The sequence below is a fragment of the Antarctobacter sp. genome (assembly GCF_034670325.1).
Taxonomy (GTDB): Bacteria; Pseudomonadota; Alphaproteobacteria; order Rhodobacterales; family Rhodobacteraceae; genus Antarctobacter.
The window spans coordinates 328,836-353,527 of the sequence record NZ_JAXMNR010000003.1; the positions used below are offsets into that span (position 1 = coordinate 328,836).

Genomic DNA, 24,692 nt, shown 5'->3' on the forward strand with positions numbered 1-24,692 from the left:
GCCCTGAGGTCCGGGGGGACGCGAGGTTGGGGACAGTCAGTCCTGAAAACAGGCGGCGCGGCCGTCCTGCGCGATCAGCGCGGCACCGTCCATGATGGTCGCCGCGCGGCGGTTCATGGTGGATGTGGGCCGGTTCGCCTCACGCTTTTTCGGGCTGGGCAGGACAGAGGCCAGAAGGGCGGCCTGACGGTCGCTCAACGCCTCAGGTCCGACGCCAAAGTAGTGGCGGGCGGCGGCGTCGATGCCAAACACGCCTTCGTCGAATTCGGCCACGTTCAGGTAGACCTCAAGGATACGGCGTTTCGGCCAGAGCGCCTCTACCAGGGGGGTCAGCAGCGCCTCCATCGCCTTGCGGATATAGCTGCGGGCCTGCCACAGATAGACGTTCTTGACGACCTGCTGGCTGATGGTGCTGCCGCCCCGGTTTGCGCCTTCTTCAATCGCGGCGCGGATGGCGTCCATGTCAAAGCCCCAGTGGGCGCAGAAATTGGCATCCTCCGCCGCCACAACCGACCGCACCATGACCGGGGCGACGTTTTCGATGTTGACCCATGTCCGGTCCACGCCGCCGAGGCGGCGGGCCTCGGTCCAGATCGTATGGGTGGTGGGGGGATTGAACACGCGGAAGGCCAGCACCGCCAGCACCGCCAGCAGCCCCAGTCCAAGCGCCGTGCGCCAGAGCCAACGCCGGACAAAGGCCAGCGGGCGAAACGACCGTTGTCCTTTCGTGCCATTGGGGCGCTTCTTGCCGCGCGCCGGTTTCCTTGCCTTCACTGCCATGAAATCTCTGTAGCTCAGCCTTGGCCCGTCGCCAACGCCTGAGCGGTGGTTCCGCATGCAATGTCGCGCGGGCGAGGGGCCAGCCCCTCGCGCTCCCCGGGATATTTTCGGACAGAAGAAACATGGGGGCGGCGCGCCCGGTCCGGTGGAGACGCAAAAGGCCCGGTCGCGTGACCGGGCCTTTTGGTGGATCTGTGCAGAGCGGTCTATTCGGCGGGAACGGCCAGATCGCCTTCAATGCCCAGCGGGTGCGGGATCTTGTCCAGCATTTCTTTCGGGCAGACCTGCATGAAATGTGCCTTTTCCAGATCCCAGTTCTGCAGGATATCGGTTGCCTTGCGGCTACCGGTTTCCTCGACGTGGCGGGTGATCAGGCCTTTCAGCTGGTCTTCCCAAGCGGTGACGGTGACGGGGCAGGTAACCAGCCCCTCCATGTTCATCATCGACGAGGCGGTGCCATCCGGATCATAGATATAGGCCATGCCGCCGGTCATCCCGGCGCCAAAGTTGGCCCCGATGCTGCCGAGGATCACCGCCACACCTCCGGTCATGTACTCACATCCGTTGGAGCCGCAGCCCTCGACCACCACCGTTGCGCCCGAGTTGCGCACTGCGAAGCGTTCACCCGCGCGACCGCAGGCAAAGAGATGCCCGTCGGTGGCACCGTAAAGGACGGTGTTGCCGATGATGGTGTTCTCAGACGCGACAAGCGGCGAGACCAGCGGCGGGCGCACGACGATCAGACCGCCGGACAGGCCCTTGCCGACGTAGTCGTTGGCGTCACCGGATACCTCCAGCTTGAGCCCCGGAGCGGCGAAGGCGCCCAGCGACTGCCCGGCAGAGCCGGTCAGCTTGACGTGCAGGTGGTCGGGCTGCAACGCGTTGCGCATCCCGAATTTCTGCACGATGTGGCTGGAAATCCGCGTGCCCACGGTGCGGTGGGTGTTCATCACCGCGTAGGACAATTGCATCTTTTCGCCGTCTTGCAGGAAGCGGGCGGCGTCGCGCACGATTTCTGCGTCCAGCGTGTCAGGCACCTCATTGCGCGGCTTGGCGCGGTCGTAGACGATGTCATCGGAGCCATCGACGCGGATCAGCAGCGGGTTGAGATCAAGATCGTCAAGGTGATCGGACCCGCGCGAGACCTGGCTGAGCAGGTCGGCGCGACCGACGACCTCTTTCAGGCTGCGCGCGCCGATTTCGGCGAGGATTTCACGAACTTCCTGCGCGTAGAAGGTGATCAGGTTCACCACCTTGTCCGCCGAGCCGGTGAACTTGTCACGCAGCGCCTGATCTTGGGTGCACACGCCCACCGGGCAGGTGTTGGACTGGCACTGGCGCACCATGATGCAGCCCATGGCGATCAGCGCGGCGGTGCCGATGCCGTATTCCTCGGCCCCCAGCATCGCTGCCATGACGATGTCACGCCCGGTGCGGAGCCCCCCATCGGTGCGCAGGGTGATCCGGTCGCGCAGGTTGTTCATCGACAGGACCTGATGCGCCTCTGTCAGGCCCATTTCCCACGGCAGACCGGCGTATTTGATGCTGGTAGCCGGCGATGCGCCGGTGCCACCGTTGTGACCGGACACAAGGATCACGTCGGCCTTGGCCTTGGCCACGCCCGCCGCGATAGTGCCGACGCCGGACGAGGCGACCAGCTTGACCGTCACCTTGCAGCGCGGGTTGATCTGCTTGAGGTCATAGATCAGCTGCGCGAGGTCTTCGATCGAGTAGATGTCGTGGTGCGGCGGGGGAGAGATCAGCGTCACGCCCTTGGTCGAGTGGCGCAGCCGGGCGATCAGGTCGGTGACCTTCATGCCGGGCAACTGGCCGCCCTCGCCGGGCTTGGCGCCCTGCGCGACCTTGATTTCCAGCTCTTCGCAGTGGTTGAGGTATTCGGCGGTGACACCGAACCGGCCCGAGGCGACCTGCTTGATCTTGGCCGACGGGTTGTCGCCGTTGGGTTCGGGCACAAAATGCGCCGGATCTTCGCCACCCTCGCCACTGTCGGATTTCGCACCGATGCGGTTCATGGCGACGTTCAGCGTTTTGTGCGCCTCAGGCGACAGCGCGCCCAGCGACATGCCCGGGGTCACGAACCGCTTGCGGATCGAGGTGATGCTTTCCACTTCTTCGATCGGGATCGACTTGCCCAGCGGCTTGATCGCCAGCAGGTCACGCAGGTGGATCGGCGGGTTGGATTGCATCGCCTTGGAATACTGCTTCCACATCTCGTAGGAGGCGCGGTCACAGGCGGCCTGCAACAGGTGCATGGTTTGCGCGCCCCAAGCGTGCGTCTCACCGGATTTGCGGGCCTTGTAGAAGCCACCAATCGGCAGCACGTCACGGCCGGATTTAAAGCCAAGCGCATGCACGTCTTCGGCTTTTTTCTGGATGCCGCTGACGCCGATGCCGCTGATGCGGGAGATCATGCCGGGGAAGTATTCCGCGCACATCGCACGGCTGAGGCCCACGGCCTCAAAGTTCAGGCCGCCGCGATAGGACGAGATGACCGAGATGCCCATCTTGGACATGATCTTGAGCAGGCCCTGATCAATCGCCTCGCGGTAGCGGGCGACCGCCTCTGTCAGCGTCATGTCCAGCAGGCCGCGCTTAATGCGGTCGGCAAGGCTGTCCTCTGCCAGATAGGCGTTCACGATGGTCGCACCGGCGCCGATCAGCACGGCAAAGTAATGCGGGTCGATGCATTCGGCGCTGCGGACGTTGATGCTGCAGAAGGTGCGCAAGCCCTTGCGGGTCAGGTGGCTGTGCACCGCGCTGGTCGCAAGGATCATCGGCATGGCGACCCGGTCGGGACCGCAATGTTCATCCGTCAGGATAAGGTGACCCGTGCCAGAGCGCACCGCGTCCTCTGCCTCGGCCCGGATACGGGCCAATCCGTCACGCAGGGCACCGGGGCCGCCGCTGAAGGTACAGTCGATTTCGACGCAGGGCGCGTTGAAATGGACCTGAAGTTCCGAGAACTGGGCGTTGCCCACGAAAGGCGTGTCCAGCACAAGGATTTCGGTCTGCGAGCTGTCCTCGTCCAGCACATTCTTGAGGTTGCCGAACCGGGTCTTGAGCGACATCACGCGGTATTCGCGCAGGCTGTCGATGGGCGGGTTGGTCACCTGGCTGAAGTTCTGGCGGAAGTAGTGCGACAGCGGGCGATACTTCTTGGATAGAACGGCACTTGGCGTGTCATCCCCCATCGAGGCCAGCGTTTCCTTGGCGTCCTCGGCCATCGGCGCAAGGATTTGCTCCAGCTCTTCCATCGTGTAGCCCGCCGCGATCTGGCGGCGGCGCAGTTCTGCGCCCTCGAACAGGGGCTGTTCTGTGACAGCGGCCAGCGGCGTGTCCAGTTCCGAGATCTTTTCGACCCAGTCGCCGAACGGCTGGTTGGACGACAGCCGGTTCTTGATTTCGGTGTCGTGGTAGAGCTTGCCCTCTTTCATGTCGACGGCGATGATCTGGCCCGGCCCAAGCGCGCCTTTTTCGCGCGCTGTCGCCTCATCCGTCGGCACCATACCAATCTCGGACCCGGCAATCAGCAGCCCGTCGCCGGTCACGACATAGCGCATCGGGCGCAGGCCGTTGCGGTCGAGGCCGCCACAGACCCAGCGGCCATCGGTCATGGCCAGAGCTGCGGGGCCGTCCCACGGCTCCATCACGGAGTTGCAGTAGGAATACATGTCGCGCCAAGCCTGCGGCAGTTCCACAGCCTGCTTGGACCACGATTCCGGCACCAGCATGGTCTTGGCCATCGGCGCGCTGCGCCCGGCGCGGACCAGCACCTCGAACACGGAATCCAGCGCCGCCGAGTCGGACGACCCGTTGGGCACGATCGGCTTGATGTCTTCTGCCATGTCGCCAAAGGCCGAAGAGGCCATGCGGATCTCATGGCTTTTCATCCAGTTGACGTTGCCCTTCAGCGTGTTGATCTCACCGTTGTGGGCCAGCATCCGGAACGGCTGGGCCAGCCACCACTGCGGGAAGGTGTTGGTCGAATAGCGCTGGTGGTAGATGGCAAAGGCGCTTTCAAAGCGTTCGTCCTGCAGATCGGGATAGAATTCCGCCACCTGCTCGGCCAGCATCATGCCCTTGTAGATGATCGACCGGCACGACAGCGACGCGATATACAGATGTCCGATACCAACCGCTGCCGCCGCCTTTTCGATCCGCCGACGGATCACGTAAAGCTCACGTTCAAAGGTCTCTTCGTCCACGCCTTTGGCGTTCGAGATGATGATCTGTTCAATCTCGGGGCGCGTGGCGTTGGCCTTTTCGCCCAGAACCTCGACGTTCACCGGAACGTGGCGCCAGCCATAGATGTAGTGGCCCATGCGCAGGACCTCTGTCTCGACGATGGTCCGGCAGGTTTCCTGCGCGCCAAAGTCGGTGCGCGGCAGGAACACCTGACCCACGGCCATCAGCTCATTCTTGCGAGGCGTGTGGCCGGTGCGACCGATCTGGTCATAAAAGAAGGGGGCAGGGATCTGCACATGGATACCCGCGCCGTCGCCGGTCTTGCCATCGGCGTCGACCGCGCCCCGGTGCCAGACCGCCTTGAGCGCGGAAATCCCGGCCTCGACCACGCGGCGCGATGCTTTGCCGTCGATGCTGACGACAAGACCCACCCCACAAGAGCTGTGTTCCTCGCTCTCGTGGTACATGCCGTTTTCGGCCATCCACTTACGCTTGGTTTCCTCGGCCCGTACCCAGTCGGCGTCGAATTTGGTCATGGCTCAAGCCCTCCGTTCATGGACCGCCTCGGCGGCCCGGCTTCTTCTGTCATGGCGGCGATCCCAACTGCGAGAGCGTCCTGCCGAAATTAACTCAGTCGGCGGTCTCTGCCAGAACGCCGAATTTCGCGTGACACTCGGCCCGCGTCATCAGTTTGTGGCCCGACTGGCCCTCATAGGCGAAACTGTCGGGTTTGATGTCGATATAGATCTCATTGGTCATCTCGAACCCGTCGGCGTCATCAAAGACCCCGATTGGCAGTTCGATGTCGCCGGAATAGTCCGAGTCCATCGTGACGCGGAAAAACATGCCCGATCCGCAGCGGGTGCAAAATCCGCGCTCTGCCCAGTCGCTTGACTGGATGCGGCCAAGATGAGCCTCATCTTCCCAAGTCACGTTTTCCAGCGCCACGGTCACGCCGATCAGCGCCGATCCGGTCCAGCGGCGGCACATCTCGCAGTGGCAGGCACCGACATTAGTCGGCACCTCGCGCGCGGTGAACCGCACCGCGCCGCACAAGCAGCCGCCCGTGCGCATGCTCATGCCGCGTCCTCCGGCAAGGGCAGGCCGCTCATCAGGTCGCAGTCATAGCGCGGGTAGGTGCCGCGAAAGCCGGGTTCATCGGGATAGATGAAATCCACCGGGCTGCGGTCGCGGGCGTTGGTTTCGCGTTCGTCCTCTGTGACATCCGTTGCAAAGCCCGCAAAGAACCGTTTGTGCCGGGCAGAGACGTATTCCTTGCCGCGCACATGTTCGATCACGCGCCCGTCTTCGTCGCGGCGGGTCATTTCGAATTCGGTGCGGTACAGCGGTTCTCCGTCGATCTCGACCTCTCCGATGATGCGGTCATACCCTGAGACCCGTGTGCGGCCGTCTTCGTCGTCCTGTTGGTAGAAATCAAAGCTGTCCACGCCGTTTTCTATCAGTTCGGACACGCTGCCGGGGTCGGTCAGCGGGGGGATGGTGCGGGTGCGCGCCGGGGCCTCTGGCGGGCCGCTTTCGATCCACTGCGCATCGCTGTCGATGCGGCTGTAGAAATAGGGGCCTGCCTCGCCGAAATCGGCGCGGAACCTGTGGTCGGGGTCAATCTGGGGACAGATGAAGTGATTGGTCACGCTGCAGCTGCGCGACTGCACGGTCATATAGGTCTCGCAGCCCTCGGGCGGGGTGAACAGCCCGCCCTGTACCTGTGCCGCTGCCGAAGTGGCAAGCGCCAGCAGGATCGGCAGACCCGCGATTGCGGCGATGATCGTTTTCCCGTCTCTCAACTTTCCGCCCTCCCGGGTCAGGCCTATCGACCTTGTTGACAGTTTCCAGACACCGTCGGCAACAGACCAGAATTCGGTGCCCGGTTTTGCAGGCTTTGCGTCTTTGATGCGCGCAAAACCTACCTTTTGTGCAAACCCGGGGCTTATTCCGCGGCGACGGCTGCTTTTGCAGCCATATCCTGAAGAACCGCTTCGACGCAGTCGCGCCCGTCACGGATCGCCCAGACCACGAGGCTGGCACCGCGCACGATGTCGCCGATGGCATAGACGCCGGGCAGGGCAGTGCGGCCACTGGTGAACTCGGCCTTCACCGTGCCCCAGCGCGTCACTTCCAGTTCCGGGCAGCCCCAGAGCGTCGGCAGTTCTTCAGGCTCAAACCCCAGCGCCTTGATGACAATATCGGCGGGTTCGTCATAGTCCGACCCTTCGATGACCTCGGGGCGCTGGCGACCGGTGGCGTCCGGCTGGCCAAGGCGCATCTTTTCGACGATCACGGCGCTGACCGGCTCCCCTTTGAAGCCTTTGGGCGCGGTCAGCCATTCGAACTGCACACCTTCTTCTTCGGCGTTCTGCACTTCGCGCTGCGATCCCGGCATGTTGGCGCGGTCGCGGCGGTACAGGCATTTGACGCTTGTCGCGCCCTGACGGATGGCGGTGCGCACACAGTCCATCGCGGTGTCGCCACCGCCGATCACAACGATTTTCTTGTCTTTGGCGTTCAGTTCACCGCTGTCGAATTCCGGCACGCTGTCGCCAAAGTTCGACGCCCGGTTCGAGGCGGTCAGATAGTCGATGGCGCGCACGATGCCCTTGGCCCCCGCACCCGGTCCGCCCAAATCACGCGATTTATATACGCCGGTGGCGATGATGACCGCGTCATGCTGCGCGCGGATTTCCTCGAACGACAGATCCTCACCCACGTTGCAGTTCAGGACAAAGCGCACGCCGCCTTGTTCCAACTGATCGTTGCGGCGTGTGACGATGTCCTTTTCCAGCTTGAAGCCGGGGATGCCATAGGTCAGCAGACCGCCCGCGCGGTCATACCGGTCATAGACCGTGACCTGCACACCGGCGCGGCGCAGCATGTCGGCGGCAGCAAGCCCGCCGGGGCCGGCCCCGATGATGCCGACGCTTTCGGTCCGCTCTTGTGCCGGAGTGATCGGCTTGACCCAGCCCTTTTCCCAAGCGGTGTCGGTGATGTATTTCTCGACCGAGCCGATGGTCACGGTGCCGTGGCCCGACTGTTCGATCACGCAGTTGCCTTCGCACAGGCGGTCCTGCGGGCAGATGCGGCCACAAATCTCGGGGAAGGTGTTGGTGGCCTGACTGACCTCGTAGGCTTCTTCCAGACGACCCGTCGCGGTCAGGCGCAGCCAGTCGGGAATGTTGTTGTGCAGCGGGCAATGGCTTTGGCAATAGGGCACGCCACATTGGCTGCACCGGGCGGATTGCTCTTTGGCCTTGGCGTCGGCGTATTCTGCATAGATCTCGTCAAAGTCGGTGCGACGGACCGAGGCGTCCCGCTTGGCGGGCATTTCGCGCGCGACATCGACAAATTTCAGCATCGGCTGCTTGGCCATTCCATATCCCTTTTCAGGTGATCTCACGTCAGTCCGGGCCTTTTACAAAAGCTGCCACGAGAATAAAAGTCAGAAAGACTGACCTATATTATCTTTCTTTTCGGTTTTACGGCAAAAACCGTCGGCCGCACAGGTGAATTTATGACCATTTCGGAACTAAATCGGCTCTTTCTCCTCTGAAACAAGGGGTTATACCGATGCCTATGACACGGATTGGACCCTGATAATGCCATTCACGCAACTCCTGATTCTCGCCCTGATCCAAGGGGTTACCGAGTTCCTGCCCATTTCTTCCTCAGGTCACCTGATTCTCTTGCCGAATCTTACCGGGATGCAAGATCAGGGGCAGGTGATCGACGTCGCCGTACACCTTGGCACGCTCTTCGCCGTGATCCTGTATTTCCGGTCTGACGTGAAAGACGCGGCGGTGGGCACCTTGCGCCTTGCCACTGGGCGGATCGACACACCGGGCGCTCGGTTGGCCTTTCTGCTGCTTGTCGCGACGATCCCGGTGATCGTTGTCGGTCTTGCGCTGAAACTGACGGGCCTCGATGACATGCTCCGCTCGATCGCGGTGATCGGGTGGACCATGCTGATCTTCGGTCTTGTGCTGTATTGGGCCGACATGCGGGGCGCACAAACCAAGGACGAAACGGACTGGAACCTGCGGGATGCGGTCATCATGGGAATGTGGCAGGCCGTGGCGCTGATCCCGGGCACGTCCCGGTCCGGCATCACGATCACGGCGGCGCGACAGTTGGGCTACAACCGTCACGATGGCGCGAAACTGGCGATGCTCATGTCGATTCCGACCATCATCGCCTCCGCCGTCTTGCTTGGGGCCGAAGTGATCACCACGGCGGACGCGCAGGCCGCGCGCGACGGAGCGATTGCGGCGGTGCTGGCTTCTGCCTCGGCGCTGGGGGCGCTCTGGCTAATGATGCGCTTGTTGCGGTCGGTCAGTTTCACGCCTTACGTGATCTACCGGGTTATCCTTGGGGTCGTCCTGCTGTGGATCGCCTATCGCTGAGGCCGTGCGTCAGACCCGGTGATAGGGCGCGCCCGCAAGGATCGAGGCCGCGCGGTACAGTTGTTCGGCCAGCATGACCCGCACCAGCATATGCGGCCAGACCATCGGCCCGAAGGACATCAGATCCTGCGCCTCTGCCCGCAGGGCAGGGTCGATCCCGTCCGCCCCGCCGATGATCAATGCCAGATCCTGTGTGCCGGTGTCGCGCCAGCCCGCCAGTTTTTGCGAAAATTCAGGCGAAGACCAAGTTTGCCCGCGTTCATCCAGCGCGCAAATCCGCGCCCCGGAGGGGATCGCGCGCCGAAGCAGGGCGGCCTCGGCGCTCATACCGCCGCCCTTGCGGTCCTCGACCTCTGTCACCTGCGCAGGGCCAAGGCCAAACGCCCGGCCCGTTCGGTCGAATCGGGTAATGTAGTCGTCAATAAGCGCCTTTTCCGGCCCCTTGCGGAGCCGGCCAACCACGCACAGATGCAGGCGCACCAGTCAGGCCTGAGCGGCCGTCATCGGTGCCCACATCTTTTCAAGCTGATAGAACTCACGCACCTCGGGACGGAACACGTGAATCACCACGTCACCCGCATCAATCAGCACCCAGTCCCCTGTGCCTTTGCCCTCAAGTGTCGAGAGCACGCCATGGTCCTGTTTGAGTTTATCGGCCAAATTCTCTGACAGTGCCGCCACCTGACGCGACGACCGGCCCGACGCGATCACCATGTAATCGCAAACGGCGGTTTTACCGCGCAGGTCAATCTGCACGATATCCTCGGCCTTGAAATCAGAGAGGGTTTCGAGCACCGCCGCGAGAAGTGTCTCTGCGGTCGGGAGGCTCTGCGCCATGGCCGAGATTCCCCGGCCGTGATCAGCGGCATGTGCCGCAAGTGTCGTCGAAGACAGGACAATGTCCTCCTTTGTCTTTGCACGCGCCCAATGCCCGGACGCCAAGCCGTGTCATAAAGATAGCATCCCGAATGTAAATTCTCAATGTCAAGGCGTCGGCGGGGCGTCGCCATGTGCGCAATCTGCCGCGCGCTTCAGCATTCCGGGGGCTGGATGACTTTGTCGAGGCATCGACATGGGCGCGGGGGGCGCGGATTTCAAGCGTCGGTGCACCCCGGTTTTTTGCATAAATCCTTAGGCCCCGTAGGGTACCCAGACCGTCTTGACCTCTGTTGCGGCCTCTAGAAAGCCGCGCCCTTCGCCCGCCGGTCCGTGCCAGTCGCGTGCCTGACCGTTGTTGACCCATGTGCGTTTCAGATTGCCCGCAGCGCCGTTTTCGATGACCTGCGCAAGGTCGGTGGACGAAAAGCTCCACACCGCTTCGACATCCATATGTGTGGCCAGCGTCGGGGCCAGCTCCGCGTGAGAGCCGGTGAGGATGTTCACCACGCCGCCCGGCACGTCGGAGGTTTCCAGCACCTGATAGAACTCCAGCGCCGCCAGAGGGAAGGGGTCAGACGCGACAAGCACCACGCGGTTGCCCATCGCGATGGCCGGAGCCATGACAGAGATCAGGCCCATCAGCGGGGCCTCATCCGGGCACAGCGCGCCGATCACGCCGCAGGGTTCGTTCATCGCCAGCGCCACGCCGCGCAGCGGCACGCTGCGCACGTCGCCATCGAATTTGTCCGCCCAGGCGGCATAGGTGAACAAGCGGTTCACCGCCGTCTCGACCTCTGCCTTGCCGGTCTTGCCGCCGGTCAGCCGGTCGATCAGCGTGGCAAATTCGCTTGCGCGGGCGGACAGGTTCTCACCGATATAGTACAGCACCTGCGCGCGGTTGTGGGCCGTGGCCTTGGCCCAGCCGCCAGCGGCGCGCGCCGCCTCGACCGCGTTGCGGATGTCCTTTCGGTTGGCGATGGGGGCCTGACCGATCAGCGTGCCCTTGGTGTCAAAGACATGGCGCGCATAGCCGCCGTCGGGGCGCGCCTGCTTGCCGCCGATATACAGCTTGGCGGTGCGGTCCACGGGCTGCGGTTCGGCGCTGTCGCCGGTAAACGGGGTGATCTGCTTTTGCGGTTTGGGTTTGTCGCCTGTGCGGATGTAGGCGCGCAGGCCCTCCCATCCGCCTTCGCGGCCAAAGCCGCTTTCGCGGACCCCGCCAAACCCGGCAGCGGCGTCGAACATGTTGGTGCCGTTGACCCAGACCAAGCCCGCCACCAGTTGCGGGGCTATGTCCAGCGCGGTGTTGATGTTCTCGGACCACAGGCTGGCCGCAAGGCCGTAGCGCGTGTTGTTGGCAACTTCGACCGCCTCGGACGGGGTGCGGAAGGTGGTGGACACCAGCACAGGGCCAAAGATTTCTTCCTGCATCAGAGGCGAGGCCGCAGAGAGGCCAGAGATCAGCGTCGGCGGATAGTAACAGCCCTCTGGCAGGTCACAGTTGGCCCGGTAGATCGTGCCGTCAGAACCAGACACCAGCGCCTCGACCCGGCGCAGTTGTTCGGGGTCGACCAGCGCGCCAACGTCGATGCATTTATCCAGCGGGTTGCCAATGCGCAGCTTGTCCATGCGGGTGCGCAGGCGTTCATGAAAGGTGTCGGCAATGCCTTCCTGCACCAGCAGGCGCGACCCGGCGCAGCAGACCTGCCCCTGATTGAACCAGATGGCGTCCACCAGCCCCTCAATCGCGCTGTCGATATCCGCGTCTTCGAACACGATGTAGGGAGATTTGCCACCCAGCTCCAGCGTCAGGGACATGGCTCGCCCGGCGGTGGCCTGCCGGATCTTGCGACCCACCTCTGTCGAGCCGGTAAAGGCGATCTTGTCCATTTGGGCACCAACGATCATCTCACCCACCGCGCCGTCGCCGGTGACGATGTTGACCACGCCTTTGGGCAGCCCGGCCTGCTGGCAAATGTCGGCAAACAGCAGCGCCGTCAGCGAAGTCCACTCGGCCGGTTTCAGGACAACAGTGTTGCCCATGGCCAGCGCCGGTGCGATCTTCCACGCCAGCATCAGCAGGGGGAAGTTCCACGGCACGATCTGCCCGCAGACACCCAGCGCGCGGGCGTCGGGCAATTCGCTGTCCATCAGTTGCGCCATGCCCGCGTGATAGTAGAAATGCCGCTGCGCCAGCGGAATGTCGATGTCGCGGCTTTCACGGATCGGTTTGCCGTTGTCTAGGGTTTCCAGAACGGCAAACAGGCGCGCGTGTTTCTGCAACAGCCGCGCCAGTGCATACAAATAGCGGGCCCGCCCCGGTCCCCCCAGCTTTTCCCATTTGGGCTGCGCCTTGCGGGCGGCGGCAACGGCTGCGTCCACATCGGCCTGCGTGGCCTGCGTCAGGGTGGCCAGCACCTCACCCGTCGCCGGGTTGCGGCTGTCGAATCCGGTTCCGGGTTGCGTGAATGTGCCATCAATGAAATGCCCAAAGCGCGAACCCTGATCGACGATCCATGCCAGCGCATCCCCGGCGCTTTCGGGGGCGGGGCCATAATCCATGGTCTCAAAGATCTCTTTTACGGTCATCACAGTAGTCCCATTCCGAGGAGGACCACCCAGCCCATCCAGATTAGCGCCAGCAGCCAGACCCCATGTTGGACCCGCAGGCTGCGCTTGTGCAGCGCGGCGTATCCCTGCAACTCGTCGGGAATATCCTCGGGCGGCAGAAACTCCGGTTCTGGCCCAAGCTGCCGAAACAGCCGCGTCGGCAGATCGCGCGTCGCCCGTCGTAGGCGGCGACGTCGCCAATTGGCGGACCCCATCACAAGGAAGATCGCCACCATCATCAAGGACCATTCCGGCGTCATCTGCATCGGTCTAGCCTATCGCGTGCCGCCAGGACGCCGAATAGGCCCCGGTCACATGGTGTTCCAGCTGCCGTTCGATATCGCCCAGCAGGGAGGACGCGCCAAAGCGGAACAGGTCCGGGCGCAGCCAGCGGTCCCCCAGTTCCTCTTTGATCATCGCAAGGTAGACCAGAGAGTCCTTGGCTTTGGAGATACCGCCAGCGGGTTTGTAGCCGACGCGATAGCCGGTGCGGTCATGGTATTCGCGGATCGCACGCATCATCACCAGACTGACGGGCAGGGTGGCGTTGACTGACTCCTTGCCGGTTGAGGTCTTGATGAAATCCGCCCCCGCCATCATGCAAACCAACGACGCACGCGCCACGTTCTGCAAGGTGCCCAGCTCTCCGGTGGCGAGGATCGCCTTGACGTGCGCCTCGCCGCAGGCGGCGCGAAAGGCGCACATCTCTTGATATAACCCCTGCCAGTCGTCGCGCAGGACGAGGCGGCGAGAGATCACGATATCGATCTCTTGTGCGCCCGCCTTTACGCTTTCCTCGATCTCTGCCACCCGCAGGTGGAACGGCGACAGCCCCGCCGGAAACCCGGTCGAGACGGCGGCCACGGGGATACCCGATCCTTCCAGCGCGGTGACGGCGGGGGCGATCATGTCGTGGTAGACGCAGACGGCGCCGACGGTCAGCCCCTCCAGTCCCAACGCCTCTAGCAGGTCGGCGCGGACGGGCTGGCGCGCCTTGGCGCACAGGCGGGCGACGCGGCCGGGGGTGTCGTCGCCCGCCAGCGTGGTCAGATCGATGCAGGAAATGGCGCGGGCCAGCCATGCGGCCTGATAGTCCTTTTTGACAGAACGCCTGCCGGGCAGGGTGGCGGCGCGGCGCTCAATCGCCGACCGGTTGGCGCGGGCCGCCCGGACCCAGTCCATATCCAGCGCCATGCCTGGGTTGCGCGCCTCGTGGACCTGCGGCAGATGCGCGGTCTTGTCTGTCTGGGCGGTGCCGGTGGTCATGTCGCCTCCAATGTCATGTCGTATATACCTGCCCCCGCTGGCGGACCATTTCAAGCGGAACGCTGAGGCAGGGCCGCCTCTGCCAAGGCCTCCTGCAGTTCTCTGTCTGGGACGGTGCCGCCTCGAACCTGCGTGCGCTTCAGCGATTTCCAGCCGTTGGTGATGTTGCGACAGTGGTAGAACCACGCGTTGTGCGCCTGAAACCGACCGGCAAAGGGCAGCCGTTCCAACCCGTGCGCGCGCCACTGATAGCCCTTGAGCGACCCGCTGGGGACGACGCACCATTTGGACGGGCAGGACTTGAGCGGGTCATCGCGATGCGTGTGCCGGGCGTGCGCGGGCCAGCCATCGTCGTCGGGCGCGGGATGGACCCAGCGGCCGGGAAAGCTGACAAAACCTTGTCGGCTGGCGACCGCCGCATCAAAGACAGAGCGCCCCGGCGTCATGACCAGTTCGTCCACGTCGCAGTTCAGCACCGCACGCGCGCCTTGCAGGAACCGAAATTGCAAGGCGTTCAGCACGCCGGTTTGCAGGAACAATTCGGTGTTGAGAAAGGGGGGCAGCCCGCGTGGGCCGTAGCGCAGCGGGGTCGAGAGCAAAACGATGGTCCGAAACCCGGCCCGTTCCAGCGCGGGGCGGATCTGGTCCGGTCCCCATGTCTGCGACCCGTTGTCGACAAACAGCACCGCATCGGCACCGTGCTGTGCGATGTGAAAGCGGCCCCAGTCCTCTACCCAGTCGGGGTGATTGTCCTTGGACAGGGTCATCAGGACGTTGCCCCCGTCAAGGCGTGTGTCGGGGCCATTGACGACCGTCTCTGCGTGCCAGTCACCGATTTTTACGGCGACGGATGCCGGACGTGTTTCTGCGGGCAGGCGGATCAAGGTGTGGCGATAATAGCGAGTGAACCTTGGGCGGACCTCTGTGCCGTCCACGCTGAACCGCGCTGCCGCGATGGCGCGTTTGAGGTTGTTCAGGCGCGGGCAGATCAGCACCACCGCGCCGTCATGCCAGATGGCATCCAGCCAGAGGGTTGTTGCGTCAAAGCGGTCAAGATACCCCTCGGCGCGTTTGGCGGGTCGCACACGCGGGGCGCGGGTCAGGCCGCTACCATTCAGGCCAAGGGTGGCAAAATCGCTCATTTTGTGGTCCCCGCTTTGCGGCAAGATCGCTAGACCACCAATGGCATCGGGTAAAGCACGGATCGTCCCGATGCGATGACGTGACGTAGATCGTGACAGCGTAACCGCCATGCTGTGAGGTGGCGACCAAGGAACCGGGAGGACACCATGACCGAATATCCGCATCTTTTGCGCCCGCTCGACCTCGGCTTTACCACGTTGAAGAACCGCGTGCTGATGGGGTCGATGCACACCAACCTCGAAGAGCGGGGGGATTGGAACCGGGTGGCAGAATTTTACGCCACGCGGGCGCGCGGCGATGTCGGTCTGATGGTGACGGGCGGCATGGCTCCCAACCGCGAAGGCGGGGTGTTTCCGGGGGCGGCGGGGCTGTTTACGCCGCAGGACATCGCCAATCACCAGATGGTGACGGATCGCGTCCACGAGGCAGGCGGCAAAATCGCGATGCAGATTCTACACGCGGGGCGCTATGCCTATGGGCCGGAATGTGTCGCGCCCTCTCCGGTCAAATCGCCGATCTCTCCCTTTCCGCCCAAGGAACTGGACGAAGAGGGGATCGAAAAGCAGATCGCGGATATCGTCACCTCCGCCGTGCGGGCGCGTGAGGCCGGTTATGACGGGGTCGAGGTGATGGGGTCTGAGGGGTATTTCCTCAACCAGTTCCTTGTTACGCACACCAACAAACGGACGGACCGGTGGGGCGGGTCCTATGAAAACCGGATGCGTTTGCCGGTCGAGGTGGTGCGCCGGGTGCGGGCGGCCGTGGGTGACGATTTTATCGTGATCTACCGGCTGTCGATGATCGACCTGATCCCCGATGGCTCGACCTTTGAAGAAGTTGTGACCTTGGCACAGGCCGTTGAAGCGGCAGGGGCCACGATCATCAACACCGGCATTGGCTGGCACGAGGCGCGTATTCCCACCATCGCCACCAGCGTTCCGCGCCGCGCCTTTGCATGGGTGACGCAGAAACTGATGGGCAAGGTGGGCATTCCGCTGATCACCTCGAACCGGATCAACACGCCTCAGGTGGCGGAACAGGTGCTGGCCGAGGGGTGCGCCGATATGGTCAGCCTTGCGCGGCCTTTCCTTGCCGATCCGGATTTCGTGGCCAAGGCGGCGGGCGGCAAGTCGCATCTGATCGCGCCCTGTATTGCCTGCAATCAGGCCTGCCTTGACCACACCTTTGCGGGCAAAGTCTCCAGCTGTCTGGTCAACCCCAAGGCGGGGTTCGAGACGGAATTGGTGGTGGAGAGGACCGATGCGCCGCGTCGCGTGGCGGTGGTGGGTGCCGGGCCTGCGGGCTTGTCGGCGGCGATCACGGCGGCAGAGCGGGGGCATGACGTGACGCTGTTCGACAAGGCTGACCAGATCGGCGGTCAACTGAACATGGCCAAGCAGGTGCCGGGCAAGGAAGAGTTTTTCGGTCTCGTCGACTGGTTCGCTGCCATGGTTCAAGAGGCCGGCGTTACCCTGCGCCTTGGGACAGAGGCGACGCCGGAGGCACTGGCAGGCTTTGATTCCGTTGTCGTCGCAACCGGCGTGCTGCCGCGTGATCCGCAGATCCCCGGTCAGGATCACCCATCGGTCAAAGGCTACATCGACGTGCTGCGCCACGGGGCCGAGGTGGGCAAACGCGTGGCCGTGATTGGTGCGGGCGGCATCGGGTTCGACGTGGCCGAGTTCCTTGTGACCGGCGACAGCCCGACCGAAAGCCTGCCCGACTGGCTGCGCGAATGGGGCGTCACCGACCCGGCCGAGGCACGGTCTGGCCTTGCCCCCGAAGGACCGCAACCGGACGCGGCAGAGCGCGATGTGGTGCTGCTACAGCGCAAGGCAGAGCGTCCGGGCAAACGTCTGGGCAAGACAACGGGCTGGATTCACCGGGCCGCGCTCAAGATGAAAGGCGTCGATATGCGCAGCGGTGTCAACTATGAGCGGATCGACGACGCGGGCCTGCACGTCAGCTATGGCGAGACGCGCGAGCGCCCCGAGGTGATTGCCTGCGACACCGTGGTGCTGTGCGCCGGACAGGTCAGTGAACGGTCGCTGGCCGATGCGTTGATCGAAAAGGGCGTTGAGACCCATGTGATCGGCGGGGCGGATGTGGCCTCTGAACTGGATGCCAAGCGGGCGATTGATCAGGGTACGCGCCTTGCCGCCGCGCTGTAACCCTGTCCGGGCGGGATAACCCTGCCCGGAAAGTCGCGCAGGAATGGAACAGGCCGCCGGTTTGGACGTTGCAGTATCAGACACAGCAACGAAAGGAGGCATTCCATGCCGAATATCGCTGACTCGAAGGTACTGATTATCTCGACCGACGGTTTTGAACAGTCGGAACTGGAATTTCCGCGCGACCAACTGCGCAGCAAGGGCGCTGAGGTCCATGTGGCCACGCTGGACGGCAAGTCCATCAAAGGTTGGGAAGGCTCTGACTGGGGCCGCGAGGCTGAGGCGCAACTGAAGATCGCCGATGCCGACCCTACCCAATACGATGCGTTGGTGATCCCGGGCGGCCAGATCAACCCGGACCTGTTGCGAGTCGAAGAACCCGTGATCGCGCTGGTGCGGGCCTTTGCCAAGCAGGGCAAGGTGATCGCCGCCGTCTGTCACGCCCCTTGGGTTCTGATCGAGGCCGACATCGTGGCGGGCCGCGAAATGACCGCCTATCCGTCGATCCGCACTGACCTGAAGAACGCGGGCGCGCGTGTGGTGGATCAGTCGGTTGTGGCCGACAGCGGTATCGTTACCAGCCGCAATCCTGACGACCTGAAGGATTTCGTCTCGAAGATCGTGGAAGAGATCGAAGAGGGCCGCCACAACCAGAAAGCGGCCTGATCGTCGCTTGACCCCTGTGGTTCAACAGAAGGGGCGCGTTGCATCTGCGGCGCGCCCCTTTGCATGTTCGGCCCGTCGCGCCGGGGTTATTCCGACACGGTGATCGTGATGTAGTCCGAGACAACAGACGGGTTGTGCGGGATGTGGTTCATGTCCCCCAGCACAAGTTGCAGGGTATGCGTGCCTGGATCGAGGCCCAGCATGACCTCTGTCTGGCCACCGCCGAAATGCCGGTGGTTGTCGTCGCCGGGAATGCCGTATTCGGCGAACTCGGCGTCCTCGGCCCCCTCGCCATAAGGCGCTCGGTCGATGAAAACGTGGTGGTGGCCGGTAAATTCCTTATCTGTGCCCGCAGGCGCGACCCCCATCCCCGACAGGCCAAACTGGATCGCGACCGGGCTTGTCACCGTATCCCCGTCAGCGATGTTGATGAAATAGACGGATGCGTCATCCGGGGCCGGCGTGGATTCGGCCCAGACAGCAAGCGGGGCAATGACAAGCGCGGCCGCGCAGGCGATGTTTCGGAACATGGTTTTGGTCCTCCCTGAAAATGACTTCTGACGTTACGGCAATCGTGCGGGCAGATTACACATTCGCGATCCTCCGGTCAGGTGTTTTCCGTTTCGGTACGGCAAACAGAGAACGTGATTACCCCTCAATTGTCGCCTCAATGCCCAAGTTGCGCCCCAGTTCAAAAGCATAGCTGCAGGAGGAATGTTTAGTTGAACGGAGACCGGTATGGATCGTCTGACCGAAATGGAGGCCTTTGCCACGGTTGTGGATCAGGGCGGTTTCACTGACGCCGCCAAGAAGATGGGGATTTCCAAATCCGCGGTCTCGAAGCATGTTTCGAGCTTGGAGGCGCGGCTGGGCGCACGCCTGTTGAACCGCACCACGCGCCGTGTCTCACCGACCGAGATCGGCCTGGCCTATTACGACCGCGCGCGCCGCGTCCTGAACGACGCTGGTGAGGCGGACGCGCTGGTGACCTCGATGCAATCCGCGCCCTCGGGTCTGTTGCGGATTTCCGTGGCCACGGATTTCGGCGTGAACCACCTCAGCCCGGTTCTGGGTGAGTTTCTGGCAGAATTTCCCGACATCACTGTGAACATGGTGTTGAACAACCGCTACGTGGAACTGATCTCTGAAGGGTTCGACATGGCGATCCGCATCGGAGAATTGGAGGACAGCACCCTGCGCGCGCGCAAGCTGACCGAGACGACCAAGCGGATGATTGCCTCGCCTTCGTATTTCCAGAAATTCGGCCGCCCACAGCGGATCGACGATCTGAACGAACACAAGCTGCTGCACTATTCCAACCAATCCTCTGGCAACGTGTGGAAGCTGACCGCCCCGTCGGGCGAAAAGCGTCAGGTGCGCACGGCGGGCTGGCTGACGGTGAACGATGGTCAGTCGCTGCTGAACGCTTGCATTGCGGGGCTCGGCATCGCCTATCTGCCCTCTTACCTGTACAATGAAGCGATGGAGGCCGGTCTGGTCGAGGATGCGATCCCCGACCTGCCGATCGAAATGCAGGGTATCTATGCGGTCTACCCGCCGGGCCGGTTCACCCAGCCCAAGGTCCGCGCCTTTATCGACTTTCTGGTGCATGCCTTTGCCGAAAAAGGCCCGCAAAGCTGGTGATCTGACGCCGCCTATTGCTGTGTTTGCGCGCCGGGCCCATGTGCCCGGCGCGCTTATTCCGTCGAAATCAACACTGCCTCGACGCGGCGGTTCGCCTCGCGCCCTTCGGGCGTGAGGTTTGACGCAACCGGGGCAAGGTATCCGGCCCCCTGAGCATCGATCTGGTTGGCCGAGGTGTCGTGGCGATCGCGCAGGTAGCTCACCGCCGCCTGTGCGCGGCGCAGGGATACGTTGCGATTGGCGTCCAGCGAACCTGTGGCGTCGGTGTGCCCGACAAACAGGATGCGCCGCGACGGGTTCTGCGCAAGATACGCGGCGATGGCATCCAGCGAGGCAAAGCGTCCCGCGCCCAGTGCGGTTGACCCTGTCTCGAACACCAGATCGCCAAGAACCACGTGGCCGTTGGTGTCCAGCTGTTCGGCGATCCCCTGCGCTTTGACCGTGGGAGCGACCGATGCGGGTTTGGCGCTGGGGCGGATACCCCCGGCGGTGTCCCCGGCACGGATGATCTGGATATAGCCGGACCGCGCATCACGGCTGGTCAGGATCGAAACCGCCCCCTGATCGTCCGATAGGGCCGAGACAAAATGGAAATCGGTCAGATCGACGAACATTTCCGGCGCGGGCAGCACCAGCGTGGCAAAACGGAAATCGAATCCGCCGCAGGCCCGCGCCCGACAGTCGAGCAAGATCTTGAACCCGTCGGCAATCAGCGCATCCCGCAAGGGTTTGATCAGCTGGAACGGCGTGTCGCCATTGCCCTGAATATGCCATGCGGCCACCTCGACCCGCCCTTCGACCCGCTCGACCGGCAGGGTGCCGTTCTTCCACGGTCCGGTCGGCAGGGCGTAGGCGCCGGGCGACTGCACGGTGCCAAAGCTTTGCTGCGCACCGGGCGGCAACGACAAGTCAAGCGCCAAGGCGCTGCTGCCCGCAGCCAGTGCCAGCCACAGGGGCAGACCAAGCGCCTCAGCGCGCTTGCGCGTGGTACTCGTCATTCGGACGCATGTCTGTGGCGCTTGCGACGCGGTTCGTCATGTTGAAGAACCCGGCGACATTGGCGATATCCCAGATGTCACGCTCTGAGAAACCGGCATCGCGCAGTGCCTCACGGTCGAACTCGGCCACCTCGGACGAGGCAACGGTCATTTTCTCGGCGAATTTCAACATCGCGCGCTGTCTGTGGTTCAGGTCCGCAACGCGCCAGTTCATCACCAGCATCTCCCCCAGTTTGGGGTCGCCAGACAATTCGCGCACTGCCGCGCCATGCGCGGTCAGGCAGTAAAAGCAGCGGTTCACGGCGGACACGACCACGGCGATCATCTCGCGCTCCAGCTTGGACAGGCCGCTGTCCGCCAGCATCAGCTCATTGTACATCGCGGTAAAGCTGTCCAGCTTGGCGATGTCAAAGGCATAGGCCCGCAGCACGTTGGGCACCATGCCCAACTTTTCCTGACAGATGTCGAAATATTTCTGCGTGGCGTCCGGCAATGGGTCTGCCATCGGCAGGTTCAGCGCGGTGGGAAGGGCGTCGGTCACAAGTCCTCGCTTTCAGCGTTGAGAATCCGGTAATGGTAATGCCCGGCCACCTCCATCTTCAAGGTGGCATAAAGCGCGTTCGCCCCGGCATTCGCTTCGGTGGCGGCGACGGCGATGCGGGTAGCCCCCTGATCCGCCGCCCAGAGCGCGGCGCAGCGCATCATCCAGCCGCCCAGCCCCTTTTGCCGATGCTCCGAGGCAATCTCCAGCGCGTGGACCATGGCGGTCTCACCATGTATCGCGCAAAAGGCCGCGCCTGCGGGTTTGTCCGACACGCGGCCAAGGATGCCGGTCTTGGGCGGGGCGGCGCGGTCCATGATCCTTTGGCGTGCGGCACCGATACCGCCCGTCTCCCAGATTTCGCGCATGATGGCCAGCGGCTCCCATATGGCAAAGGCAGTGACGCGGGGTAGTCTTAGATCGGTCAGCACGTCGATTGGCGCGACCCATAGCTGGACCGGGTCGATCAGGGTATAACCGCGTGTCTTCAGCGCGGTATCCAGGGCTTCTTCGCCGGGGCGGATCATGAACAGCGGGTTTTGACCCAGCAGCGTCATGGATTTTTCCGCAGCCGACAGATCGTCTTCGCGCCAGTCGCCCCGCGCGGTGGCCGCCGAGACGCGTTTGCCGCCGCCGCGCCCCTCGCGCAGTACCCACGGCCCGGCGTCAATCTTGGCCGCCGCGGGCCAAGTGGCGTCGAGCGCGTCGAAGAGGGAAGAAAAGTCATCGGACATGACGGCGGCCAAAAATTAACACTGGGTTGCCGATGTTATGGCTGTTGCCGCCGGGGCTGTCCATGCGGCCTGCGCGCCCGACCGCCGCTCAGTGTGCGACCGCCTCGGGAAACAGCGCCAACAGTTCGGCCATGGCGGCGTCGATTCGGCTGCCATCGCCGCCCCGGATCACCACGTTGGCCCCATAGACGCCGTTGCGCTGATAGGGGTAAGAGCCGATCGACAGGTCCACGAAGCGCCCGGCCAGATCGCTGAGCGGCCCGGCGATATCGCCCTCACCGCGCTCTATCCGCAGCGTCTGGGATAAAAGCGGCTGGCCGCCGGTCAGGCCGGGCAGAACGCTGGACACCATCGCCTGAAACACCGATGGCACGCCCGCCATGACGTGCACATTGCCCAGCGTGAAACCGGGCGCGGCAGAAACCGGGTTTTCGATCAGCGTCGCCCCGTCCGGGATGCGCGCCATGCGCAGCCGCGCCTCGTTCAATTCGGTGCCTTGCCGGTCGTAGTGCGCCTGCAGGATGGCGCGTGCGTCGTCGCGCACGGTGATCGCCACGCCAAAGGCCTCGGCCACGCAGGGCGCGGTGATGTCGTCATGGGTCGGGCCGATCCCGCCAGAGGTCACCACATGATCGAACCCGTCACTCAGTGCCTTCACGGCGGCAATGATCGCCGCGCGGTCGTCCGACACTACGCGGACTTCTTTCAGGTCGATGCCGTGTTTGGTGAACTCCTGCGCCAGGTGGTGCATGTTCGAATCCCGGGTACGGCCCGACAGGATCTCGTCCCCGATGACCAGCATGGCGGCGGTGGGATTGGGCATGGGCTGGCTCCTTGGCGCGTGCGTCGCGCTACGGTATAGGGCCGGGTCATGCGCTTTCAAACCCCTCTCGTCCCGGCGACGCTGCTGCGCCGCTACAAACGCTTTCTTGCCGACTGTCTGCTGGAGGACGGGCGCGAGGTGACGGCCCATGTGGCCAACCCCGGCAGCATGTTGGGGATGAAGGACGAAGGCCTGCGTATCTGGCTGGAACCGAACGACGATCCCAAGCGAAAGCTCAAATGGGCGTGGCGTTTGGTGGATCACGGCGGTGGACACTTTACCGGCGTCGATACCGGTGTGCCGAACAAGGTGCTCAAGGCCGCGCTGATGGCGGGCGAGGTTGCCGGGCTCGACGGCTATGACCTTGTGCGACCAGAGGTGAAATACGGTGAAAACAGCCGCATCGACTTTCTGCTGACCGGGGCAGGGCGGCCCGACACCTATGTCGAGGTGAAATCGGTGACACTGTCGCGCACCCCCGGCCTTGCCGAGTTTCCCGACAGCGTGACCGCGCGCGGGACAAAGCATCTGGGCGAACTGGCCGCAATGGCCCGGCAAGGACAACGCGCCGTCATGCTCTACCTTGTGCAGCGGACCGATTGTACGCGGGTCTCTCTGGCTTCGGACATCGACCCGGCCTATGCGGCCGGGTTTGACGTGGCGCGAGCCGCCGGCGTCGAAGCGATGGCGCTGGGCTGTCGGATTTCACCGGACGGGATCGGTCTGGGCCTGCCGCTGCCCGTTTCTTCTGTCTGAAAATATTCCTGGGGGAGGCGCCGCAGGCGACGGGGGCAAAGCCCCCACCCGCACAAAACAGAACGGGGGCCGACAGGCCCCCGTGCAATTGGACTATTACCGCAGCCCGCAAGGGGCCGCCGCCTCACACCTTGAGGTTCGGGATGATCTGCTTTTTGCGGCTCATGATGCCGGGCAGCACCACGGTGTCGCCGGTCACCGTCGCGCCAAAGCTTTTCTCGGCCACGCCTTTGACAAGGTCGTTGGGGACCAGCAGGGTGGCTTCTTCTTTCAGAATGTCCACGACAAACAGCAGCACTTCGTCCACGCCGTCTTCGGCCTGCACGGTCTTGTAGGTTTCCATCAGGCTGTCCTTGCGGCCAAGCGGGATTTCCGGTGCGGTGGTTTCAAGCACCGAGACGCGGAACTTGGTGCCGTCGACTTCGTATTCCTTGCTGTCCATGCGGATCAGGTCGGCGTCGGAAAAAGCCGAGACATCGGATTTGGCGGCAAACATCTGCGCGGCGAACTCGGTGATGTTCACACCCAGATCGGCGGCCAGCTTTTGGGCGACGGCCTTGTCGTGGTCGGTGGTGGTGGGCGAGCGGAATTCCAGCGTGTCGGACAGGATGCAGGTCAGGGCCGCGCCCTTGATCGCGGTCGGCATCTTGGCGGCGTCGTCGCCCATCAGGTCGACCATGATGGTGGCGGTGCAGGCCAGAGGACGCACGGTGATGTCGATCGGGCCCTTGGTTTCCAGCCCTCCGACCAGCTTGTGGTGGTCGATGATGGCGCGGATGTCGGCGGAATTGATCGACGCGGGCAGCTCGGCAGGGTTGTTGGTGTCGACGATCACGACCGGCGCGCCCTCGGCCACGTCCGAGATGATCTCGGGTTTGTCGAGGCCCCAGTGGGTCAGCATGAAGGCGGCTTCGGTGTTGGGCTCGCCCAGCAGGGCGGGGGTGGCGGGCTCACCTTTGATTTCGGAGAGATACCAGGCCCAGATGATCGGGCTGCCGGTGCTGTCGGTGTCGGGGGATTTGTGGCCGAAAACCTGCGTGGTCATGGGGAATCCTCATTG

22 protein-coding genes are annotated in these 24,692 nt (G+C 63.5%); 5 read left to right on the forward strand and 17 right to left on the reverse strand.

The features are described from left to right. Nucleotides 1–36: 36 nt before the first annotated feature. The 5 genes from mtgA to VOI21_RS09550 form a co-directional block, all read right to left on the reverse strand. Nucleotides 37–780, reverse strand: a complete 744-nt coding sequence (mtgA, locus tag VOI21_RS09530; RefSeq protein WP_323769612.1) for a monofunctional biosynthetic peptidoglycan transglycosylase — start codon at nucleotides 778–780, stop codon at nucleotides 37–39. Nucleotides 781–986: 206 nt separating this feature from the next. After that, nucleotides 987–5,522 (reverse strand): glutamate synthase large subunit, encoded by a 4,536-nt coding sequence (gltB, locus tag VOI21_RS09535; RefSeq protein ID WP_323769613.1) that lies wholly within the window; start codon nucleotides 5,520–5,522, stop codon nucleotides 987–989. A 94-nt stretch (nucleotides 5,523–5,616) separates the two neighbouring features. Further along, the gene (locus VOI21_RS09540; RefSeq protein ID WP_323769614.1) at nucleotides 5,617–6,066 is read right to left on the reverse strand and encodes a GFA family protein; all 450 of its coding nucleotides are present in this window, start codon (nucleotides 6,064–6,066) and stop codon (nucleotides 5,617–5,619) included. Beyond that, a complete protein-coding gene (locus tag VOI21_RS09545; RefSeq protein WP_323769615.1) occupies nucleotides 6,063–6,791 on the reverse strand; it encodes a hypothetical protein in 729 nt (242 codons plus the stop codon). The genes VOI21_RS09540 and VOI21_RS09545 overlap by 4 nt, the downstream gene beginning before the upstream one ends. Nucleotides 6,792–6,934: 143 nt before the next feature. Beyond that, the gene (locus tag VOI21_RS09550; protein WP_323769616.1) at nucleotides 6,935–8,371 is read right to left on the reverse strand and encodes an NAD(P)-dependent oxidoreductase; all 1,437 of its coding nucleotides are present in this window, start codon (nucleotides 8,369–8,371) and stop codon (nucleotides 6,935–6,937) included. Nucleotides 8,372–8,597: 226 nt separating this feature from the next. Here VOI21_RS09550 and VOI21_RS09555 point away from each other — a divergent pair, with 226 nt between their 5' ends. Then, a complete protein-coding gene (locus VOI21_RS09555) occupies nucleotides 8,598–9,401 on the forward strand; it encodes an undecaprenyl-diphosphate phosphatase (RefSeq protein ID WP_323769617.1) in 804 nt (267 codons plus the stop codon). Nucleotides 9,402–9,410: 9 nt separating this feature from the next. Here the strand turns inward: VOI21_RS09555 and rlmH are convergent, their stop codons facing one another. From rlmH to VOI21_RS09585, 6 genes are all read right to left on the reverse strand, one after another. Beyond that, complete coding sequence (gene rlmH / locus VOI21_RS09560; protein WP_323769618.1) at nucleotides 9,411–9,881, reverse strand: 23S rRNA (pseudouridine(1915)-N(3))-methyltransferase RlmH; 471 nt, start codon at nucleotides 9,879–9,881, stop codon at nucleotides 9,411–9,413. Between the two features lie 3 nt (nucleotides 9,882–9,884). Further along, nucleotides 9,885–10,238, reverse strand: a complete 354-nt coding sequence (gene rsfS, locus VOI21_RS09565; RefSeq protein WP_323769619.1) for a ribosome silencing factor — start codon at nucleotides 10,236–10,238, stop codon at nucleotides 9,885–9,887. A 294-nt stretch (nucleotides 10,239–10,532) separates the two neighbouring features. Then, nucleotides 10,533–12,869 (reverse strand): aldehyde dehydrogenase family protein, encoded by a 2,337-nt coding sequence (locus tag VOI21_RS09570; RefSeq protein WP_323769620.1) that lies wholly within the window; start codon nucleotides 12,867–12,869, stop codon nucleotides 10,533–10,535. Beyond that, nucleotides 12,869–13,156: a hypothetical protein gene (locus VOI21_RS09575; RefSeq protein ID WP_323769622.1), complete on the reverse strand. Its 288-nt coding sequence runs from the start codon at nucleotides 13,154–13,156 to the stop codon at nucleotides 12,869–12,871. Before VOI21_RS09575 ends, VOI21_RS09570 begins: the two co-directional genes overlap by 1 nt. 4 nt (nucleotides 13,157–13,160) lie before the next feature. After that, nucleotides 13,161–14,156, reverse strand: coding sequence for a deoxyribose-phosphate aldolase (deoC, locus tag VOI21_RS09580; protein ID WP_323769623.1), 996 nt, complete (start codon nucleotides 14,154–14,156; stop codon nucleotides 13,161–13,163). Nucleotides 14,157–14,206: 50 nt separating this feature from the next. Further along, the gene (locus tag VOI21_RS09585) at nucleotides 14,207–15,298 is read right to left on the reverse strand and encodes a hypothetical protein (protein WP_323769624.1); all 1,092 of its coding nucleotides are present in this window, start codon (nucleotides 15,296–15,298) and stop codon (nucleotides 14,207–14,209) included. Between the two features lie 147 nt (nucleotides 15,299–15,445). Here VOI21_RS09585 and VOI21_RS09590 point away from each other — a divergent pair, with 147 nt between their 5' ends. Together VOI21_RS09590 and VOI21_RS09595 are read left to right on the forward strand one after the other, a co-directional pair. Next, nucleotides 15,446–17,470, forward strand: coding sequence for an NADPH-dependent 2,4-dienoyl-CoA reductase (locus VOI21_RS09590; RefSeq protein WP_323769625.1), 2,025 nt, complete (start codon nucleotides 15,446–15,448; stop codon nucleotides 17,468–17,470). Nucleotides 17,471–17,575: 105 nt separating this feature from the next. Further along, the gene (locus VOI21_RS09595) at nucleotides 17,576–18,136 is read left to right on the forward strand and encodes a type 1 glutamine amidotransferase domain-containing protein (RefSeq protein WP_323769627.1); all 561 of its coding nucleotides are present in this window, start codon (nucleotides 17,576–17,578) and stop codon (nucleotides 18,134–18,136) included. 86 nt (nucleotides 18,137–18,222) lie between these two features. On the opposite strand, the gene VOI21_RS09600 is transcribed toward VOI21_RS09595, so the two are convergent. Continuing rightward, nucleotides 18,223–18,666, reverse strand: coding sequence for a DUF4399 domain-containing protein (locus VOI21_RS09600; protein WP_323769628.1), 444 nt, complete (start codon nucleotides 18,664–18,666; stop codon nucleotides 18,223–18,225). A gap of 208 nt (nucleotides 18,667–18,874) precedes the next feature. Between VOI21_RS09600 and VOI21_RS09605 the strand changes: the two genes are divergently transcribed. Beyond that, nucleotides 18,875–19,780: a LysR family transcriptional regulator gene (locus VOI21_RS09605; RefSeq protein ID WP_323769629.1), complete on the forward strand. Its 906-nt coding sequence runs from the start codon at nucleotides 18,875–18,877 to the stop codon at nucleotides 19,778–19,780. 53 nt (nucleotides 19,781–19,833) lie between these two features. Here VOI21_RS09605 and VOI21_RS09610 read toward each other — a convergent pair whose 3' ends face one another. The 4 genes from VOI21_RS09610 to VOI21_RS09625 form a co-directional block, all read right to left on the reverse strand. Next, entirely contained in the window at nucleotides 19,834–20,778 is a 945-nt protein-coding gene (locus tag VOI21_RS09610) for an OmpA family protein (RefSeq protein WP_323769630.1), read from the reverse strand. Further along, complete coding sequence (locus VOI21_RS09615; protein WP_323769631.1) at nucleotides 20,750–21,319, reverse strand: peroxidase-related enzyme; 570 nt, start codon at nucleotides 21,317–21,319, stop codon at nucleotides 20,750–20,752. Before VOI21_RS09615 ends, VOI21_RS09610 begins: the two co-directional genes overlap by 29 nt. Next, nucleotides 21,316–22,053, reverse strand: a complete 738-nt coding sequence (locus VOI21_RS09620) for a GNAT family N-acetyltransferase (protein WP_323769632.1) — start codon at nucleotides 22,051–22,053, stop codon at nucleotides 21,316–21,318. The genes VOI21_RS09615 and VOI21_RS09620 overlap by 4 nt, the downstream gene beginning before the upstream one ends. A gap of 88 nt (nucleotides 22,054–22,141) precedes the next feature. Continuing rightward, a complete protein-coding gene (locus VOI21_RS09625) occupies nucleotides 22,142–22,876 on the reverse strand; it encodes a competence/damage-inducible protein A (RefSeq protein WP_323769634.1) in 735 nt (244 codons plus the stop codon). A gap of 48 nt (nucleotides 22,877–22,924) precedes the next feature. On the opposite strand from VOI21_RS09625, the gene sfsA reads away from it, so the two are divergent. After that, nucleotides 22,925–23,632, forward strand: a complete 708-nt coding sequence (gene sfsA / locus VOI21_RS09630) for a DNA/RNA nuclease SfsA (protein WP_323769635.1) — start codon at nucleotides 22,925–22,927, stop codon at nucleotides 23,630–23,632. A 124-nt stretch (nucleotides 23,633–23,756) separates the two neighbouring features. Here sfsA and VOI21_RS09635 read toward each other — a convergent pair whose 3' ends face one another. Next, on the reverse strand, nucleotides 23,757–24,677 hold the full coding sequence (locus VOI21_RS09635; protein WP_323769637.1) for a manganese-dependent inorganic pyrophosphatase: 921 nt from the start codon (nucleotides 24,675–24,677) through the stop codon (nucleotides 23,757–23,759). Between the last annotated feature and the right edge of the window lie 15 nt (nucleotides 24,678–24,692).